General features: G+C 74.3%; 8 protein-coding genes. 3 read left to right on the top strand and 5 right to left on the bottom strand.

The window, feature by feature from the left end; all coding sequences use genetic code 11:
- Positions 1–53: 53 nt before the first annotated feature.
- Positions 54–1853, bottom strand: coding sequence for a metallophosphoesterase family protein (locus tag VFG42_RS02240; protein ID WP_324904807.1), 1800 nt, complete (start codon positions 1851–1853; stop codon positions 54–56).
- A gap of 267 nt (positions 1854–2120) precedes the next feature.
- Entirely contained in the window at positions 2121–2849 is a 729-nt protein-coding gene (locus VFG42_RS02245) for a hypothetical protein (protein ID WP_324904809.1), read from the bottom strand.
- 112 nt (positions 2850–2961) lie between these two features.
- On the opposite strand from VFG42_RS02245, the gene VFG42_RS02250 reads away from it, so the two are divergent.
- Positions 2962–4188, top strand: coding sequence for a HupE/UreJ family protein (locus VFG42_RS02250; protein WP_324904811.1), 1227 nt, complete (start codon positions 2962–2964; stop codon positions 4186–4188).
- A gap of 26 nt (positions 4189–4214) precedes the next feature.
- Here the strand turns inward: VFG42_RS02250 and VFG42_RS02255 are convergent, their stop codons facing one another.
- Complete coding sequence (locus VFG42_RS02255; RefSeq protein ID WP_324904813.1) at positions 4215–11906, bottom strand: isopeptide-forming domain-containing fimbrial protein; 7692 nt, start codon at positions 11904–11906, stop codon at positions 4215–4217.
- Positions 11907–12107: 201 nt separating this feature from the next.
- On the opposite strand from VFG42_RS02255, the gene VFG42_RS02260 reads away from it, so the two are divergent.
- Positions 12108–13082 carry a lysylphosphatidylglycerol synthase domain-containing protein gene (locus VFG42_RS02260; RefSeq protein ID WP_324904815.1) on the top strand — a complete coding sequence of 325 codons (975 nt, stop codon included), beginning with the start codon at positions 12108–12110 and terminating at the stop codon, positions 13080–13082.
- Between the two features lie 11 nt (positions 13083–13093).
- Here the strand turns inward: VFG42_RS02260 and VFG42_RS02265 are convergent, their stop codons facing one another.
- The gene (locus VFG42_RS02265) at positions 13094–13585 is read right to left on the bottom strand and encodes a 4'-phosphopantetheinyl transferase superfamily protein (RefSeq protein ID WP_324904817.1); all 492 of its coding nucleotides are present in this window, start codon (positions 13583–13585) and stop codon (positions 13094–13096) included.
- A 4-nt stretch (positions 13586–13589) separates the two neighbouring features.
- On the bottom strand, positions 13590–17396 hold the full coding sequence (locus VFG42_RS02270; protein WP_324904819.1) for a Pls/PosA family non-ribosomal peptide synthetase: 3807 nt from the start codon (positions 17394–17396) through the stop codon (positions 13590–13592).
- Between the two features lie 339 nt (positions 17397–17735).
- On the opposite strand from VFG42_RS02270, the gene VFG42_RS02275 reads away from it, so the two are divergent.
- On the top strand, positions 17736–18350 hold the full coding sequence (locus VFG42_RS02275) for a GNAT family N-acetyltransferase (protein ID WP_324904821.1): 615 nt from the start codon (positions 17736–17738) through the stop codon (positions 18348–18350).
- Positions 18351–18779 lie beyond the last annotated feature (429 nt).

Here is an 18779-nt window from a genome sequence, read left to right on the forward strand (position 1 = left end):
CCCCCCCCCCCCCCCACCCCCCGGGTCCGGCGGATCGGGCGATCCGCCGGCGATCAGGGGCTGGTGGTCGACAGCGTGAACACCAGCGTCTTGCTGTACTTGCCGGTGCGCAGCGGGTCGTTGGCCCCGATGTGCTGCTGGAACTGCACCGTGACCGGGTCGTTGCTGACCGGGCCCGAGTAGCTCAGCAGCGACGTCGGCGTCGTCGAGCCGCCGACCGGCGCGAACGCGCTGGCGCCGGCGCCGTTCGGGCTGCTGGCCTTGGCCTGCAGGGCCGAGGCCAGGCTGTAGCTCCCGTTGACCAGGCGGCCGACGGCCGCGTCGCTCGGGTCGGCGACCGTGAGGACGCCGTCGCCCGCGGACGAGACGACGTTGGCCGTCATCGACGCGACGTAGTCATTGGCGACGCCCGGGGTGAACGCGCTGAACGTCGGCGGCGTGTCGAGCTTCAGCGACAGCGTCGACGGCACCGTCCCGCTCACGGGAGCGGCGTTGCGGTAGATCACCGTCTTGTCGACGATCGAGCCGACCGGCTGGGCCGGGGTCGCGCCGCTGTTGGGGCCGCACCAGGAGACCTTGCCCAGCTCGACCGCGGCGTTCGGCGCGGCGCACGTCCCGCTGCGGATCTCCTGCACCGTCAGCGAGTCGTCCTTGACGCCCACCTTGACGTAGGTGCGGACGTGCTCCTGGTTCTCGACCGAGTTCGCGTAGTGCCGCTTCCCGGTCGGGTCCAGCGGGTCCGGGCCGTACTCGCCGGCGACCGGGGTCGTCAGGTCGTAGTACTTGGAGCCCGAGGCGGAGTTGGCCGTCACGTAGATGACGCCGCCCGGGCCCGCGGAGACCTCGGTGGCGCCGGGCTGCTCGCTCGTGTTGGCCTTCTGGCCGTTCTTGATGGAGTAGCTGCGCGAGTAGCTGTGGTCGTGGCCCTGCAGCACGAGGTCGACGCCCAGGTTCGAGAACGCGGTCGGGAAGTCGATGCGGCGCTGCTTGTTGTCGCTGTCGTTGGCGTGGTCGGCCGGCGAGTAGATCGCGTGGTGGTAGACCAACACGATGTGCTTGGCCTCGGCCTTGTGGGCCTGGACCACGCTGGTCACGTACGCGATGTGCGCGGCGTCGGCGCCGTTGGCGTACGCGTTCGAGTTGAGGTGGATGAACAGGACGCCCTTGAAGATGTACCAGTAGTCACCGCCGGACTGGGTGGCGGCGCTGCCCTGGTAGAAGGACGTGGACCGGTCCGTGTTGGGGGTCCAGAAGTGCTGCTCGTAGGCCTTGCCGCCGACGTCGTGGTTGCCGATCGTCGGAGCGGTGGGGACCTGGCGCAGCTTGTCGGACGCGAAGTACGCGTCCCACTGCGACTCGGTGTTGGCGGTCTCGACCTGGTCGCCGCCCGAGACGAGCAGCTCGCTGTCGGGGTTGGCGGCCAGCGACACGTCGAGCGTGTCCTGCCAGCCCGCGCCGTCCTTGGCCGTGTTGCCCGACGACCCGATCTGCGGATCGCCGAAGAACAGGAAGTCGAAGTTGCCGGAGAACTTGCGCGTCTTGAACGCGTAGGTCGACGACCAGGCGCCGTCGCTGCCGACCCGGTAGGAGTACGCGGTGTCCTCCTGCAGGCCGTCGAGCGTGGCGTGGCCGTTGTAGCCGCCGTTGACGGTGTTGGCCGCGAGCGTGGCCGGGTAGGTCGTCGCGTTGGCCGGGAACTCGCCGTTGACGAGCTGCGAGGTCGGCGCGACCTGGACCGACTGGGCGCCGTTGCCGGACGCGTACCAGGAGACGACGCGCTGCGCCGCGTTGGCGCCGACGGTCAGCGTGATGTCGGTCGACGTCACCGGGCTCTGGGCGCTGGCACCGGTCATCGACCCGATGCCGAAGACGCCCGAGACGGCGAGCGTGGCCAGAGCCGCCCCGGCGGCCGCGCGGCGCCCATGACGCCTCGTGGACCGCGGCGTCCCTGCCCGCTTGTTGGTGTGGCTAGAAGGCACCACTGATGTTTCCTTGCCTTTCGTTTGGACCGAGATGGACGCGCGGCATCTTCAAACGGCGCCAGGGATCCAGATGTGGCCGAGTGGTGAAGGAAGCGTGTCGATCCGGTAGAGAAGGCGAGGTTCGCCGGGCGGCGGACGTCAGCGGACGCGGAGCACGATGCCGGTGATGCCGTGCAGCACCGCCGCGACGCCGGCCCGGACCGCGCGCCCGGCGCGCTCGGGCGTGAACGACGCCGGGTCATAGGCGTTGGGCAGGCCGAGCCCTTCGCCTCGGAACGAGGCGCCCTTCCAGTCGGCCGCGGTGACGTTGGCGGTCGGCTCGGCCACCTCCGCCCCGACGACCAGGAACTGCTGGTCGAGGTGGTTGGCGGTCACCAGCGCGAGCGGATCGACGAGGCTGTTGCCGACCGAGATGATGAGGTCGGGCTTCAAGGCCATGGCCTCGGTGATGCTCTCGATGAGCTTGTCCGGCCGCTGGGCGGTGACGGTCTTCAGGCTCGCGTCGACCTGGCCGGCCCAGTCGCGCACCGCGTCGGCCAGCGTGCGCGTCTGGTCGTCGCCGCCGTAGCGCAGCAGCACGACCCGGTAGCCCCTGGACGGGCGCACGTCGTCCCAGGATCCGGGCCGCGGCGCGATCGTCGCCTCCGGCGCGGGCGGGTGCTCGCGGTCGACGAAGCCCGCGCCGAGCGCGCCGACCGCGGTCGGCCGGGCGTGCGGCGACGACCAGTCCTCGGAGGAGCCGCAGCCCGCCGCGCCGACGGCGCCGGCGGCCAACACGGCGGCGGCCGCCGCCGCGAGCAGCGCGCGGCCGCGTCGGGTGGTCGTGCGCAGGGGGCGTCGGCGGGGCTGGCGGGCGATGGCGGGCATGTCGGCGAGCGATCTTTTCCGCCCGCGCGGCTCCCGTCGAGCCGATTTCACACCAAGTTCACCGCTCGGCCGCACGGGGCCGCCAGGATGCCCGCCGCCCAAGGAGCCTCCCATGCACGCCGTCCGCCACCGCACCCGCCCCGTAGTTGTCGTCCTGCTGATCGCCATCGCCGCGAGCACGCTGCTGAACGCCGCGTCCGCGTTCGCGCACGGCTTCAGCTCGGTCGTCTACATCGACATGACGTCGCCCGAGAAGGGCCACGTCCGCACCGAGCTGCAGTTGGAGTACGACCTGCTCGTCGTCTCCGCCGCCGACGCCGAGCACGACGACCCGCTCTTCCGCCAAGGCACCCCGGCCTTCGACGCGCACGACCACGCCGCGGAGGCCAAGGCGCTCGACGACCACGCCAAGGCCGTCATGGCCTACATCGAGCGGCACCAGCGCCTGACGGTCAAGGACGGCACGGCCTGCACGCCCACGCAGGACGGTCCCGCGCGGATCACCCAGCGCGACGGCACCGACTACGCGATCGTGGACCTCGACTACCGCTGCCCGGAGAGCGGCGGCGCGCACGAGCTGCGCAGCGCGCTGTTCCCCAACTCCGAGGGCTACGTCCGCGGCACCAAGACGATCGTGACCTACGAGGAGCTGGACCTGAAGTCGGGCACCGCGAGCCTCGACGCCAGGCACCCCGCGTTCTCCACCCAGCAGTCGCTGCTGACGGAGTACTGGGAGTTCTTCCGGCTCGGCGCCAACCACCTGCTCACCGGCATCGACCACATCCTGTTCCTGTTGGCCTTGATCGCCGGGTCCCGCCGCCTGCGCGAGATCGTGCTGGCCGCGTCGAGCTTCACGATCGCCCACTCGGTGACGTTCATCCTCGCCGCGCTCGGCGTCGTCGCCGTCCCGTCCGGCCTCGTGGAGCCGACGATCGCCCTCTCGATCGCGATCGTCGCGGCCCTGCACCTGCGGCGGATCTGGGAGCTGCGCGGCCGGGCCGCCGACGTCGAGGAGGTCGGCCCGGGCCCGCTCGGGCTCGACGCCGCGGGCTGGACCCGCCTCGGCGTCGTCTTCTGCTTCGGCCTGGTCCACGGCCTCGGCTTCGCCTCCGCGCTGGGCATCGACCAGGGCGCGTCGTGGAGCCTGCTGTCGTCCCTGGTGGTCTTCAACCTCGGCATCGAGTCCGTGCAGCTCGGGCTGATCCTGCTGACCTTCCCGGTGCTGACCCTCCTGCGCCGCCGCGCCCCGCTCGTCAACGTCGGGACGACCGGGACGATCGCCGCGGGCGTCTGCGCGATGGGCCTGGTGTGGTTCTTCGAGCGGGCGTTCCTGGTCTGACCCGCGTCACGGGGCGCCGCGAGCGGCTACCCCGTGACCCCTCCGCCCCGCGCCGCCGCGACCCGCTGCGCCGCCGCCGTGATCGTCGCCGCGGCGCGGCGGCTGCTCGCGTTGCGGGCGGTCACGCTCGCCACGTTGCGGATCCGGCCGGGGCGGGCGCCGCCGGTCAGCCGCGCGGTCAGGCGGAACGTCGTGCCGTGGCCGGCGCGCAGCATCGCGATCGTCCAGCACGGACGGCCGTGCCGGAACTTCGCGCCCGGCGCGGAGACGACCACGAGCGCCTTCGGGAGCGTGTCGCAGACGACCACGTCCGCCGCGGCGCGCGTGCTGACGTTGGTGACCCGCACCTGGTAGGTGACGTGCTGGCCGGCGCGGACCGGCGACCGCCGCGTCGTGGTCTTCACCAGGCGCAGCGTGGCGCGCGGCGCGGTGACCGTCGTGCCCGCCGAGGCGACGTTGTCGACCGCCCGGGTCTCGGCCGTCGCCGACAGCACGCTGGCCGTGTTGCGCACCGGGCCGGGCGCGATCGGCCGCGTGGTGACCGTCGCGCGCCGGGTCTCGCCCGCCGCCAGCGACGCGACGGCGCACGTCACGACCGAGTTGGTGGCCTTGCACGTGCCGCCCGGGATCGCGGACGTGACGTACTCCAGGTTGGCGGGCAGCGTGTCGGTCACGACCACGCCGGTGGCCGCCGCGTCGCCGGCGTTGGTGACGTCCAGCGCGTAGCGCAGCGCGCGCCCGAGCTGCGGCTTGGCGTCGCCGATCACGGACTTGACGAGCTTCAGGTCGGGGCCGGTGACGGCCGCCGGCCCGACGGTCGTCGTCGCGCTGGAGCGATCGTTGCCGGCCACCGGGTCCGGCTGATCGCCCCGGATCTCCGCGCCGTTGGTCAGCGTCGCGCCGACGCGGTCGGCGGCGATCGTCCCCACCAGCTGGATCTGCGCGGCCCCGCCGGAGGCCAGCGAGCCCAGCGCGCACGTGACGGTCGCGCCCGCGATCGCGCACGCGCCCTGGGTCGGCGTCGCGGAGACCGGCGTCACGCCGTCGGGCAGCGCGTCGGTGACCGTGACGCCGGTGGCGGCCGACGGCCCGTGGTCGGTGGCGACGATCGTCCAGGCGATCTGCCCGCCGGCGGCCGCGGAGGCCGGACCGGTCTTCACGACGCCGAGGTCGGCCGCCGGCCCGACGAGCGTGCTCGCCGACGCGGTGTCGTCCTCGGGATGGTCATCGCCTTGGTCGGCGGTGGCGGTCACGGTGTTGATCAGCGTCTGGTCGGCCAGCGCGACCGGCACCGTCGCGGTGATCGTCCGCTCCGCGCGGTCGCCGACGGCCAGCGCCCCGACGTCGCAGGTCACGGTGCCCGCGGCCTCCGCGCAGCCGGGGTCGGCCGCCACGAACACGGTCCCGGCGGGCAGCGGATCGGTGAGCGTCACGCCCGTCGCCGGGTCGGGCCCGGCGTTGGCCACCGAGACCTTCCAGGTCAGCGTCCCGCCCGCCGCGACCGTCCCCGGCGCCGTCTTGGCGACCTGCAGGTCGGCGACCGGGCCGACGACGACCGACGCGTCCGCGCTGTCGGGATCGCCCCCGCCCGCGGGCTGGCTCGTGATCGTCGCGACCGTCGCGGTGTTCGTCCACGTGCCGTTGTCGATGCCCTTGGCCACGACCGTGACCGTCGCGTCGGCGCCGACGCCCAGGTCACCGAGCGCGCAGGTCACCGTGTCGGCGGCGACCGCGCAGCCCGTGCCGGACGCCGAGACGACCGTCAGGCCCGCGGGCATCGGGTCGGTGAGCGTCACCGAGCGCGCGACGGACGGCCCCGCGTTGTGCACCACCATGGTGAACGTGGTCTGGCCGTTCTTGAGGATCGCGGCCGGCGCGGCGGCCTTCGTCACCGACACGTCGGCCAGCGTCGACCCGCCGGCGTCCCACGTCGACACGTTGTCGTAGGGCACCGGGTCGGTCGTGCTCGCCGACACCGTCGCGGTGTTGGACAGCGACGGCCCGGTCCGGCCCGGATCGACGGCGACCTCGATGTCGTAGGTGTGGTCGAAGCCCGGCTCGATCGTCCCGAGCGCGCAGGTCACGACGCCCCCGGCCTCGGCGCAGGGCGCGTCGGCCGAGACGAACGTCGTCCCGAACGGCAGCGCGTCGGCCACCGTCGCGGCCTGGGCGTCGGACGGCCCGAGGTTGCGGACCCGCAGGTGCCACGTGTAGCTCGTGCCGGCGACGTAGCGCGCGGCGCCGGTCTTGGCGATCGACAGGTCGGCGCTCGCGCTGACGTCCAGCGACCCCGTGTCGCCGACCGGCGTCGGCACCTCGTCGGAGCGGGCCTCGGCGGCGTTGGTGAGCGTCGTCCCGTCGGCGACGTCGTGGCCGACCGTGACCGGGACCGTCACCGTGACCGTCGCTCCGGCGGCCAGCGTCGCGACCGTCCAGTGCACCGTCGTCTGGCCCGTGCCGGGGCCGGCGGCCACCGACGCCTCGGAGAAGCCCGTCGACGGCGAGGCCGTGGCGTCGCCCGCGGTGTAGGTCAGCCCCTCGGGCAGGACGTCGGCGATGTCCACGCCGCGCGCGGTGGCGTTGCCGTTGTTGGTGACCGCGACGTCGAACGACGACGTCTCGCCCGCGTTGACCGCGCCGTGGTCCGGCGTCTTGACGATCGCCAGGTCCGGCAGGTGCAGCGTGGCGGTGGCCGTGTCGGGCGCGCTGCCGTAGTCGCCGTCGGCGTTGCCGCGGTTGCCGGCCTCGTCGGTGGCGGCGGTCACCGCGGCGCTGTTGACGTTGGCCGCCGTGCCGGTGCCCGGCGTGGTCGCCGCGGCGGGCAGCGGCCGGGCCACGAGCGTCACGGTCTTGCTCGCGCCCGCCGCCAGCGTGCCGACGTTCCAGTCCAGCGCGTCACCGGTGGCGTGCGCGGTGACCGTCGGCTCCAGCGCGGCGCCGCCCGGCGCGATCGTCGCCGAGCCCGCCTTGTACGCCCAGTTGGGCGGCAGCGTGTCGGTCACGTGCACCGCGCTCGCCGACGCCGTGCCCGACGTGTTGGTGACGGTCAGCCGCCACGTGAAGTCCTGGCCGACCTCGGCCGTCCCGGTCTTCGCCCCGCCGGACGCGCCGACGTTCTTGACGAGCGTGAACGTCGGGAAGTCGAGGACCACGCGCGTGGCGTCGCTGCCGCCGTCGGTGTAGTCCCTGTAGATCGTCGTCGGGTTGGCGGTCCGCGTCGCCTCGGGCGCGCCGAAGTAGTGCGGGACCGTCGCGGTGTTGTCGACGTTCTGGCCGTCGTGCAGGCCGCTCGCCGCGACGAGGTCGGCGGTGTAGGTCAGCGTGACGCTGTCGCCCGCGGCGATCGGGCCGGCGATCCGCCAGGCCATCGCGGGATCGGCCGCCGTCCAGCCGTCGGTGACCGTGACGCCCGTCGGCGGCGTGCCCGGCGTGACGCCGGTCAGCGCGGCGTCGGGCGTGTCGCCGACCGTCACGTCATAGGCCGGCGCGTTGCCGGTGTTCGTCACGACGATCCGGTAGGTCAGGCCGCTGTCGGACCGCGCGGTGGCCGGGCCGTCGACGAACGATCCGCCGCCGACCTTGACCTGCTTGTCGACGGTCAGCTTCGGCTCGACGACCGTCACCGTCGCCGTGGCGGGCGTGGAGGTGTCGTCGAAGGTCGCCGGGATCGTCGCCGCGTCGAACGCGCCCTTGAGGTCGGTGCGGTCGCTGGCCACCGTGGCCGAGTTGACCGCCGTCTGGCCGACGACGACCGCCGCGCCGCCCGTGCGGTGCGTGGCGCGCACGTGGGCCTGGTAGGTCAGCTCGACGACCTGCGGCGTGGCCAGCGGCGTCGCGAAGTCGCCGAGGTCCCAGGCGAGCTTCGTCGTGCCGGAGACGACCGAGGTGTAGGTGTTGACGGGGTTGACCAGCGGGCAGCCGCTGACGCACGTCGCGGTGCCGTAGCCGTCGAAGTCGAGGCTGTCGGGCAGCACGTCGACCGCGGTCACGTCGTAGAGCGCGAGGCTCGCCGGGATCGTGACGCGCAACGTGTAGGTGACGGGCGTGCCGATCGTCGCCGTCGTCGGGCTCGCGGACTTGGCGATCGTCGCGCCGACCAAGGTGATGGTGTCGCTCTTGGACGCCGAGTAGCCGGTGCCGGTCGTGCGCTCGCCGTCGGCGTCGGCCGGTGAGCCGAGGCTCGTGGCGGTCGTGGTGACCGTGTTGACCTTCGTCGCGCCGCCGACGCCGGGGTCGTCGACCTGCACGCGGTAGCTGAACGACGCGCTCGCGTCCGGGGCCAGCGTGCTGACGGCCTTGCTGATCGTGCGCGTGCCCGCGTCCCAGGTCGCGCCGCCGCTGCCGGGCACCGTGGCGCCGTCGGCCAGCGCGGCGTTGCCGGGCGCGGCGCCGATCGGGGTCAGGCCGACCGGGACGACGTCCTCGGTGACGAGGTCATGGGCGGTCGAGACCCGGCCGGGCGTCGACGGGTTGGTCGTCGTGACCGTGTAGGTGATGATGTCGCCGGGCGCGGCGCGGCCCGGGTTGACGTCGTCGCGCTTGTCCTGGGCGATGAGCGGCTCGACGATCTGCGTCGCCACCGAGGCCGAGTCGCGCGTCTGCGCGCCGTCGGTCGGGTCGGTCCAGGTCAGGTGGGCCTGGTTGGTGAGGTTGCCCGAGGTCCGCGTGTTGCCGGCGACGTCGGCGACCTTCGTCTTGAAGACCAGCTCGATCGTCGCGTCGGTCGCGCCCGCGGGCACGGCGTAGTCGGTGGGGAACACGACGCGCGGCGTCGAGCCGCCGGTGTCGAGCGTGAAGCCGGCGGGCAGCGCCGCGCCGTCGAGCGTCGCCGTCGCCGAGCCCGCGACGTAGGGCTGGCGCGTCGAGCTGTCCACCGTGTCGGTCAGCTGCGCCGTGCCGTGCAGCGTCGTCCCCGCGCGCACGGTCGCCGACAAGGTGTAGGTGATCTCCTCGCCGATGGTCGCCTGGGTGGCGGAGTTGCCCGCCTCGGTGATCTCGGTCTGGCGGGACTTGGTCACCACGTCGTCGGCGGTGTGGACCTCGCTGACGTCGTCGGCCGCGGGGGCGTTGGGCGTGGCGGGGTTCGTCGGGTCGATGTTGCTCGCCGGCGTGTAGACGTAGGTCCCGCCGAGGTTCGTCGCGCCCTCGAACTGGCGCACGCCCGCGTGGTTGACCAGCGAGCGATGCGGCCCGATGTCGGACGGCACCGTCAAGGTGTAGGTGAGCGTCGTCGTGGCGCCCGCCGCGAGCGTGGGCAGCGTCCACCGGACCTGGTCGTTGGCGAGGCCGCCGTCCACGCACGTGCCGCCGTCGCTGATCGGGCCGGGCGTCAACGGGCACTGGTAGTCGGCGGGCAGCAGGTCGCGGACCTGGACGTCGATCGCGTCCTGGGCGCCCGAGTTCGTGACGTCGACGCGGTAGGTGACCTGGTCGCCGCCCTGGACGGCGATGTTGTCGCTGTTGGGAGCGAGCGGGCCGGTCACGGTGGTGCCGCCGCGCACGACGGTGCGAACGCCCTTGGTCAGCTCGACGCTCGGCGTGTCGAGGACGTAGTCGGCCTCGTCGCGCAGGGACGTCGAGACGCCCGGCGTGTCGGTCGAGGAGAACTTGAGGAGGTTGCCGGTGATGTCGCCGGTGGCCGGGCTTCCGGTCGGACGGGCGATCGTCGAGAAGACGCGCGAGAAGACCTTGCTGCCGGACGGGACCGTGCTGCCGCTGACCGTCCAGCGCAGCACCTTGTCGCTCGCGGCGCCCGAGGCGTCGAGCGTCGAGGTCACCGTGTCGCCGGGGCCGGCCGTCTCGCTGCCGCCCTCGTAGTCGGCGCCGGCGGGCAGGAAGTCGGCGAGCGCCTGCGGCGTCGTGTCGACCGCCGAGGGGAACGTCACGCGCACCCACCAGCAGACGCGGTCGCCCGGGTGGTAGTGCGGGACGGTGTCGACGAAGGTGACCGCCGAGCAGTCGGCCCCCGAGGCGGCGACCTTCTTGTCGATCACCGGGTCGGTCGCGGTCTGCCCCGCCTCGCTGGCGTCGGCGATCGCCGAGCCGTCGGCGATCGTGGCGGCGACCTTCGGCCCGGGCGTCGCGCAGTCCGCGGTGCCGGGCGCGGTGCAGCGGGCGTACTGCTCGGCGTCGGTCGTGACCGTGTTCTTGACCGCGTCGCGGGTGAGGATCGGCCCGGCGGGCAGGAAGTTGGACTGGTAGCGCGCGCGGGTGCGCGTCGGGAAGGTGATGGTGAAGCTGTCGTCGATGCCGATGTGGCCGAGGTGGGCCAGGACCGACGCGTCCCACGTCAGCGTCCAGGTGCCGTCGGCGTTCTCGACCGCGGTCTCGTACGGCGCCGAGGGCTCGTTGCCGGCGACCGGGTCGCACTCGCTGTCGGCGCCGTCGTTGCCGGAGGTGCGGTTGGTGGCGTCCAGCGGGCAGAAGCCGTTGGGCAGCGTGTCGGTGACCGTCGCGTCGTCGACGTAGCGGTACTCGGAGGTCGCGAAGCGCAGCGTCCACGTGGTGATCGCGCCCTCTTCCAGCGCGCCCGCGGACGCCGTCTTGCGCACCACGTAGTCCTCGGCGGTGCGGGTGAGCGTCGCGTCGTCGGAGACCGGGACCGGCGTGCCGCCCTGGTAGTCGCCGGTCGCGTGGACGAGGTTGGTCAGCGCGGTCTCGTCGGCGACCTCGGGCCCGTTGTTGTTGTCCAGGTTGGCGCCCTGGCCGCCAGACGCGGCGGTCGGGCGCGTGCCGGTGAAGGTGGTGGTGTTGGCGCGCAGCGGGACCGCGGCGCGGTAGGGGAACGTGCGCGTCTCGCCGGGCGCGAGCGTGCCGACGTCCCAGACGACGTGGGTGTAGACCGCGCTGGGCAGCGGGCCGGGGCCGTCGGGGTCCACCGTCTCGGTGTCGACCGAGATCGGGTCGACGCACCCGGTCAGCGACGGGATGTCGATCGGCCCCGCGCCGGGGTACTCCTCCGTGGAGCCGGGGTTGGTCGGCGCGTCGGTGGTGTGGTCGTCGGTGCCGTTGCCGCAGCCGAGGAACTCCAGGCCGGCGGGCAGGTAGTCGTCGAGCGTCGTGCCGGTGGTGGAGTGGACGTCGTTGTTCTCGACGGTGACCGTGTAGACGGTCTGGTGGTCGTGGACGCCGCGCAGGATCTCGCCCTCGGCCGAGGGCTCGTCCTTGGTCACCTTGATGGCGTTGATCTTCTGGGCGCCGATGACCGTGCCGCCCGTGCCGGCCGTGCCGGCCGTGCCGGTCGCGCCGCCGCCGGCCGCGCCGGTGGCCGGGTCGAACTTCGGCACGAAGCGCGGGTCGTCGTTCACGAACGCCTGGCCGAGGACCCCGAACGTGTCGCCGACGTCGTAGGTCGCATGGTCGTAGGCGATCGTGAAGTCCAGCGCGCGGCTGGAGTTCGGCGAGAGGTCCGAGACGTTGCTGAAGATCAGCGTCGTCTGGCCGACGAGCGGCTTGTCGGCGACGACCTGCGGCGCGACGGAGGCGCCGCCGGCGTAGCTGACGCCCGCGGGCAGGACCACCCGGAAGCTCAAGTTGTAGCCGTAGGTCCCGGGCGGGTTGGTCGCGGTGACCGTGACCGGGACGTCCTCGCCGTAGAGGACCGACCGCGACGAGACCGCCACGGAGATGTCCGGCGTGCCGTCGGCCTGCGCGGCCGCGGGGACGAGGAGGGCGAGCGCGAGCAGCGCGCAGAGCACGAGGCGAAGGCGAGACGGCATCTGGAGAGAGGCGGCGGACCGGTGGAGAGCGGCTGGACGGGACGGCCGCGCCCCGGGCGAACCGGTACGAGCCAGACCCCTTTTCGGCACCGGTTTCCGGTCCCCTGCCCCGCCCACGGCAGCGGGCAGGCGGATACCCGCGCGCGATCCGGGGGATAGCTGTAGGGACTCCCGTCGCGCGCGTGCGTAGCGTGGGCGGTCATGTCGCAGCTCTCTCAGCGCGTTCGGCCGTGGCTGGAGCGCCATCGGCGGTTGGTCGCCGTGGTCGGCTCGGTGGTCGCCGCGGGCGTGATGGTGCTCGTGCTGGCCGGCCATCGGGACGACTTCGCGACCGCGCTGTCGCGGGCGTCGATCCCGGTGCTGCTGCTCGCCGCGTTCCTGCAGGTCGTCGCGCTGGTGTCGCGGACCGAGGCGTGGCACCGGACGATCGAGGCCGCCGGCGGGACGCTGTCGCGGCGCCCGCTGTACCGGGCGTCGAGCATGGGCTACGTCGGCTCGCTGCTGAACGCCCAGCTCGGGACCGCGGCCCGGATCGCCGCGCTGCGGCGCAGCAGCCCGGCCGACGCGCCGGGCGTCGCGACGCTGATGGCCGCTGAGCTGCCGATCCTGGCGGTCGAGGCGGGCCTGGCCGCGGCGACGTCGGTCACGCTGATCGGCCCGCTCGGGCTGCCGTGGTGGTGCCCGATCGTCTTCGTCGCGGCCGTCGTCGGCCTGACCTTCGCGCTGCGCCGGATGTCGATCCGCGCCGCCCGGCCCCTGTGGCAGGGCCTGGCCGTCCTGCATCGCCTGCGCGACGGGCGGCGGCTGTTCGGGCTGGTGCTGATCGCGGTCTTCGCGCAGATCGCGCGCAACTGGTTGCTGCTGCACGCCGTGGGCGTCGACGCCTCGATCTTCGACTCGATCGCCGTGCTGATCGCCATGGTCGCGATCGGCCAGCTGCCGGTCGGGCCGTCGGTCGGCGCGGGCGCGACCGTGCTGATCCTCGGGTCCGGCGGCGTGGCCGCGGCCGCCGCGGCGGGCGTGCTGGCGACGGCGACCGGCCTGGTCGGCGGGCTGTCGTTCGCGGCCTGGGCGATGGCGGATCGCCTGTGGACCCGCCGGCGGGACCGCCGCCGCGGCGCCGCGACGGCGGCCGTGCCGGCGCGGCCGGCGACGCCGGTGCTGGCGAACCAGTAGGCGCGGCGGCGCTACTCCGAAGCATCCGGTCCGGCCTCCGCCCACACCAGCCACCCCACGTGGCCCGGCGGCAGGCCGGTCAGCGAGCGCGCGCGCCAGCGGCCGGCCCGGTGGCCGGGCCACAGCAGCGGCGCGTCGAGGCGGGACGGCTCGTAGCGCCGGGCGTCGCCGGCCGCCTTGGCCATCGCCTCCTTGCCCGACCACAGCGAGGTCAGCAGCGCGTCGTGGGCGCCGACCGGCCGGCCGGCGAGGTGCGCGCGCTCGCGTGGCGTGCACACCAGCCGCGCGAAGGCCATGTCGCAGGGCGCGACGCGCTCGAGGTCCACGCCCACGCGACCGGTGTGCCAGGCGAGCACCGCGTACGGGAAGCAGTAGCTGCGCGACGTCCTCGGCGCGTCGGTGCCGGCGCTCGCCACGCGGGCGCGGGCCACGAGCTCGGCGTACGGCTCGGCCGGGCGGGCCACCAGGAGGCGGACGGCCGGCTCGGCGAGGGCCCGGGTCATCGCGTCACCCCGCGGGCAGCGCCGCGACGCCGACGACCGGCGCGCCATGCCAGCGCGTGCGCGGCGGGAGCACCTCGCCGCGCAGGACGACCGAGCGCCCGCCGACCACGGTCTCGGCGCCGAGGCGGCAGTCCGGCAGGACGGCGCTCACGGTGCCCAGCGACGATCCCGGACCGAGCTCCGCCGGCCCGATCCTCAGCACGCGGTCGTGGAACAGGTGCGTCTCCACGCACGCCCCGCGGTTGACCGCGCAGCCGTCGTGGAGCGTCACCACGTCGAACTCCGTGATGGCCAGCGAGTCGACCCACACGTCCCGGCCGACCCTGGCGCCCATCGCCCGCAGGTAGGCCGGCACGATCGCGGTGCCCTGCGCGGTCTCCAGCAGCCACTCCCCCGCGAGCTGCTCCTGGCAGCTGTTGACGATCTCGTCCCGCCAGACGAACGACGACCACAGCGGACGCTCGCCCGCTCGGTAGCGGCCGATGATCGCCCACTTGACGACGACGGTGACGACGGTCGCCGCGACGGCGCCCAGGACCTCGAGCGGGAGGGCGGCGGCGAGCATGCCGACGACGCCCGCCCGGTCGCCCGCGCCGTTGAGCCCCAGGAAGATCAGCGAGCCGAGCGCGATCGACACGCTCGTGGGCAGCAGGATCCGCACCACCTCGACCGCGCCCCGCGCCACCACCAGGCGCCGCGGCGGGTTCGTGGTCCGGCGGGGGTCCGCGGCCTCGGGGATGCGCGGCAGCTCCAGCGGCGGGTTGCCGAACCACGACGAGCCGTCCGGCATGTCGGCGGGCGCGTTGGACTCGATGCCGACGAGGCTGCCGTGCCCGACCCGCGCGCCGCCCGGCAGCACCGCGCCGTTGCCGATGAACGCGCGATCCCCGACCTGGATCGGCTCCACGCGCAGCCACCCCGCGCGGGCACGGCCGACGGCGAAGAACGGGTGGTCGGCCATGAAGCTCGTCGCGCCCAGCTCCACGAGCGGGTTGAGCCCCTCCGTCGTGGAGATCTCGGTGCGCCGCCCGACCGCGATGCCGTGCAGCCTCAGCCACGGGCGCGTGTAGATGGAGGCGTAGAGCGGGAACAGCGGCTTCAGCGTCGTCTCGACGATCGCGCCCGTGAACCACAGCGCCCATCCGACCGCGCCGGTGTCCGCGTGCAGGCCGGGCCGCAGGAGCCGGCTCGCGGCGCGGAAGGCCAGCGCGGTGACGACGGCCTCGGTGACGATGAACATGGCGGCCAGCAGCGGCGCGCTGGCGAGGATGATCACGACCGTGGCGCTCGTCGACGAAGTGGTCCAGGCGCCGAGGAACGCCAGCAGCGTCAGCGGCGGGAGCGCGGCGATCAAGGACAACATGTTGGTGGCGGCGAGGCCGAGCCCGTAGAGCGCGGACCAGTGGCCTCGTCGCGGCGCGGGCGGGGCCTGCGCGGGCCACGTCGCGCCGGCCTCGCCGAGGTACGCCGCGGGCGAGCCGCCCCAGCGCTCGCCGGGCGGCACGGTGCCCGTGATCACGCTGCCCGGCTCGATCTCGGCGTGCGCGCCGACGACCGCGCCGGGCATCAGGACCGATCGAGCCCCGACGCTCGCGCCCGGCCCGACGGTCACCGCGCCGAGCACGAGCGCGTCGCCTTCGATCGACCAGCCGTGGGTCTCGACGCTCGCCTCGATCGTGGCGCCGGCGCCGACGGTCATCAGGCTCGTCGCGGCGGGCAGCGTCCCGAGCCGGGCGTCGGGCGCCACGTCGGCGCCCAGGGCGCGCGCCACCCGCGGGGCCCACGGCGTGCCGGCCAGGCGCTCGACGTGCAGCACGCGCGCGAGCCGCTCGACGAACCAGATCCGGTAGGCCAGCCAGCCGTGTCGCTCGTGGCGGCCCGGCCGCAGGTCGGCGAGCAGCAGGCGCCGCGTGACGATCAGCAGCAGCGCGCCCCCGGGCGGGCTCAGCAGCAGGAGCCACGCGACCACCAGGACCGGCCACGGGATCCGCGGACCGTTCCCGGTCACCAGGTTGTAGAAGAACATCGACTCCAGCCACACCGGCACGCCGAAGGCCAGGAGGACCACGACGCCGGCGAGCTGCGCGGCGTGCCAGACGCCGCGCCGCGGTGGCGTCGCCGGCCGGGAGTCGTCGTCGCCGTCGGAGGACGGCGCCGGCGGCGCCATCCGCTCCAGCCGGGCGGCGAGCGCCCCGAGCGTCGGGTGCTCGTAGACGTCGGCGACGGCGGCCGCGGGGAACCGCCGCCGCAGGTGCGACACGAGCTTGGCGACCACGACCGACGTGGCGCCCAGCGCGAAGACGTCGCTGTCGGCGGTCAGCGCGACGGGGCCGAGCTGCTCGCGCCAGGCGGCGGCCACCCAGGCCTCGACCTCGCCGAGCTCCGCCGCCGCCCGCTCGGGCGCCGCCGCCGCGGGCGGGGGCCACGGCAGCGCGTCCCGGTCGACCTTGCCCGAGCTCCTCAGCGGCAGGGCGTCCAGCACGACGACGACCGGCACGATCCCGGCGGGCAGCCGCTCGGCCAGCGCGGTGCGGACCGCCGCGGCGTCGAGGCCGTCGCCGACCGCGTAGCCCACCAGGACGGCGTTGCCGGCCGGGCTGCGACGCACGACGACCGCGGCCTGCGCGACGCCCGGGACCTGCCGCAGCAGCGCGTCGACCTCGCCGAGCTCGAGCCGGCGGCCGTTGATCTTGACCTGGTCGTCGGCGCGGCCGACGAACGCGTGTCCCTGCGGCGTGTCGCGGACGAGGTCCCCGGTCCGGTAGGCGCGCTCCCAGCCCAGGGCCGCGACCGGCCCGAACCGCTCGGCGTCCAGGGCCGGGTCGAGGTAGCGGCCGAGGCCGACGCCCGCGATGACGAGCTCCCCGCACGCGCCGGGCGCGACCGGCGCGCCCGCGTCGTCGAGGATCGCCGTCGCCCAGCCGTCGAGCGCGCGCCCGATCGTCACCGGCGCTCCGGGCCGGACGGCCGCGGCGGTCGTGACGACCGTCGCCTCGGTGGGCCCGTAGGTGTTCCAGACCTCGCGGCGGCCGTCGGCGAGCAGGCGCTGCGCGAGCGCGTCGGGCAGCGCCTCGCCGCCGAGGATGAGCAGCCGGACGCCGCCCAGGACGTCCCGGCCGTCGCCGTCGCCGCCGTCGTCGTCGTCGCCGAGCCAGAGCTCGGCGAGCGTGGGCACCGTCGAGACCACGGAGATCCGGCGCGCGGCCAGCCAGGGGCCGAGCTCGGCGCCGGCGCGCACGACGGCGCGCGGCGCCGGGACGAGCGTCGCGCCGTGCCGCCACGCGAGCCACATCTCCTCGCAGCTGGCGTCGAAGCCGACCGAGAGGCCCGCGAGCACGCGGTCGTCGGCGCGCACCGTCCACAGCCGGGCCTCGGCGTCGACGAACGCGGCGGCGCTCCGGTGCGTGACCGCCACGCCCTTCGGGACGCCGGTCGAGCCGGAGGTGAAGATGATCCACGCGTCGTCGGCCGGCGTGGGCGGCCCGCCGCGACCGCTGCCGGGCCCGCGCCCGACGACGCCGTCGTCGACGACGATCGCCCGGACGCCGGCCGCCTGCCACGCGCGCTCGGCGCGCGCGGGCGGGTCGTCGGCGTCGACGGGCACGTAGGCGGCGCCCGAGCGCAGGACGCCGAGGATCGCCACGTACAGGCGCGCCGTGCCGCCGGCGACGCGCACGCCGACGCGGTCGCCGCGACCGATGCCCGCGGCGCCGAGCTCGGCCGCCAGCGCGGCCGAGCGATCCCGCAGCTCGCGATAGCCGAAGGTCCCGTCGGCGGCCTCCACGGCGATCGCCTCGGGATGCGCGGCCACGGTCGCGTCGAAGACGTCCAGCAGCGTTCGGGGCTCCGAAGCTGAAGCGCGGCCATCCGGCGCGAGCGGTTGGTCAGTTGCCTCGTACCGTTGGTCGATGAGCGCCATGGCGCCTGCGAACGTACGGGCCGACCCGTTCGCATCGGCTAAGGCGGCTGTTGAGGTTTCTATGGGAAAAGGCTTGGAGCTGCTTGAGAAGCGGTTAAGCGTCGGCGCGGGGGCGGCGGAGAGGGTCGGCGGCCGGCGGCGGCGATCCGCTCGGGGCTTGACGGATCCGGTGGGAGGCCGTCACCCTTCAACGATCCCAACCGGGTCGCCACCGACCGGGACGCGAACCCCGTGCTGCGCACCGACAGCTCCCTTCGCACCGCCGCCCCGTCGGAGGCCGGCTCGCTCAGCGCCGTCCTGGCCGCCGCGTTCGAGCACGATCCCGTGCTGGGCTGGCTGATCCCGGACGGGCCGCGACGACGGCGCCGGCTGGAGCGGTTCTTCGCCCTGGAGCTGCACCACGTCGTCCTTCCCGTCGGTCGCGCCTGGACCGTCGACGGGAACGCCGGCGCGTCGCTGGAGCTGCCACCGAGCCGTTGGCGCATGTCGTTGCGCACCCAGGTCGCCCACGGCCCGGCCTTCACCCGGGTCTTCGGCCGCCGCCTCCCCCACGCCTTCGCCCTGATCACGCTGATGGAGCACCGCCACCTCCGCGAGCCCCACTACTACCTCCCCTACGTCGGCGTCACCCCCGACGCCCAAGGCCAAGGACTCGGCACCACCCTCCTCCGCCCCACCCTCGACCGCTGCGACCACGAACGCCTCCCCGCCTACCTCGAAGCGACCAGCGAGCGCAACGCCGCCCTCTACGAACGCCTCGGCTTCGAGCACCTCGGCCCCTTCCAGCTCGGCACCAGCCCACCCCTCTGGCCGATGCGCCGACCACCGAGCCCGCCGGCGTGGTGAAGAGGCGCGGGCCCGTCCCCGCCGCCGCCAGCGTCACGTGGAGCTGGGCACGCACCCACGTGCCTTGCCCCACGAATCGTCGGGAACCCGCCTCTAGACTTGGCCTTATGAGCGCGCGGCAATCCGCAGCTTGCCGCGCCTGGCGTCGGCTGAGTCAGCCATCCCCGCCCCGTTCGCCTCCTTCGAGGCCAAGAGGCCTTTCCGGACTTGCTCAACCAGGCAGCGGTCCTGATCGCCCTCTCGCCCAGAACCATCCTCTGGCCGCACCGGTTCCAACGAACGAGCCACAGCGTCGCCGCCCGGAACGAGAACACCGCCGTGTCCGTGGACACGAGGAGGTCGGAAAAGCGGGAGCCACGGGGGAGAAACCCGGGATTCCTACCCCCGGGCCGGTGCCGCCCATCGAGATCCGCTTCTAGGTTCGGGGTG

It is taken from the genome of Baekduia sp. (genome assembly GCF_035685985.1).
Classification (GTDB): domain Bacteria; phylum Actinomycetota; class Thermoleophilia; order Solirubrobacterales; family Solirubrobacteraceae; genus Baekduia.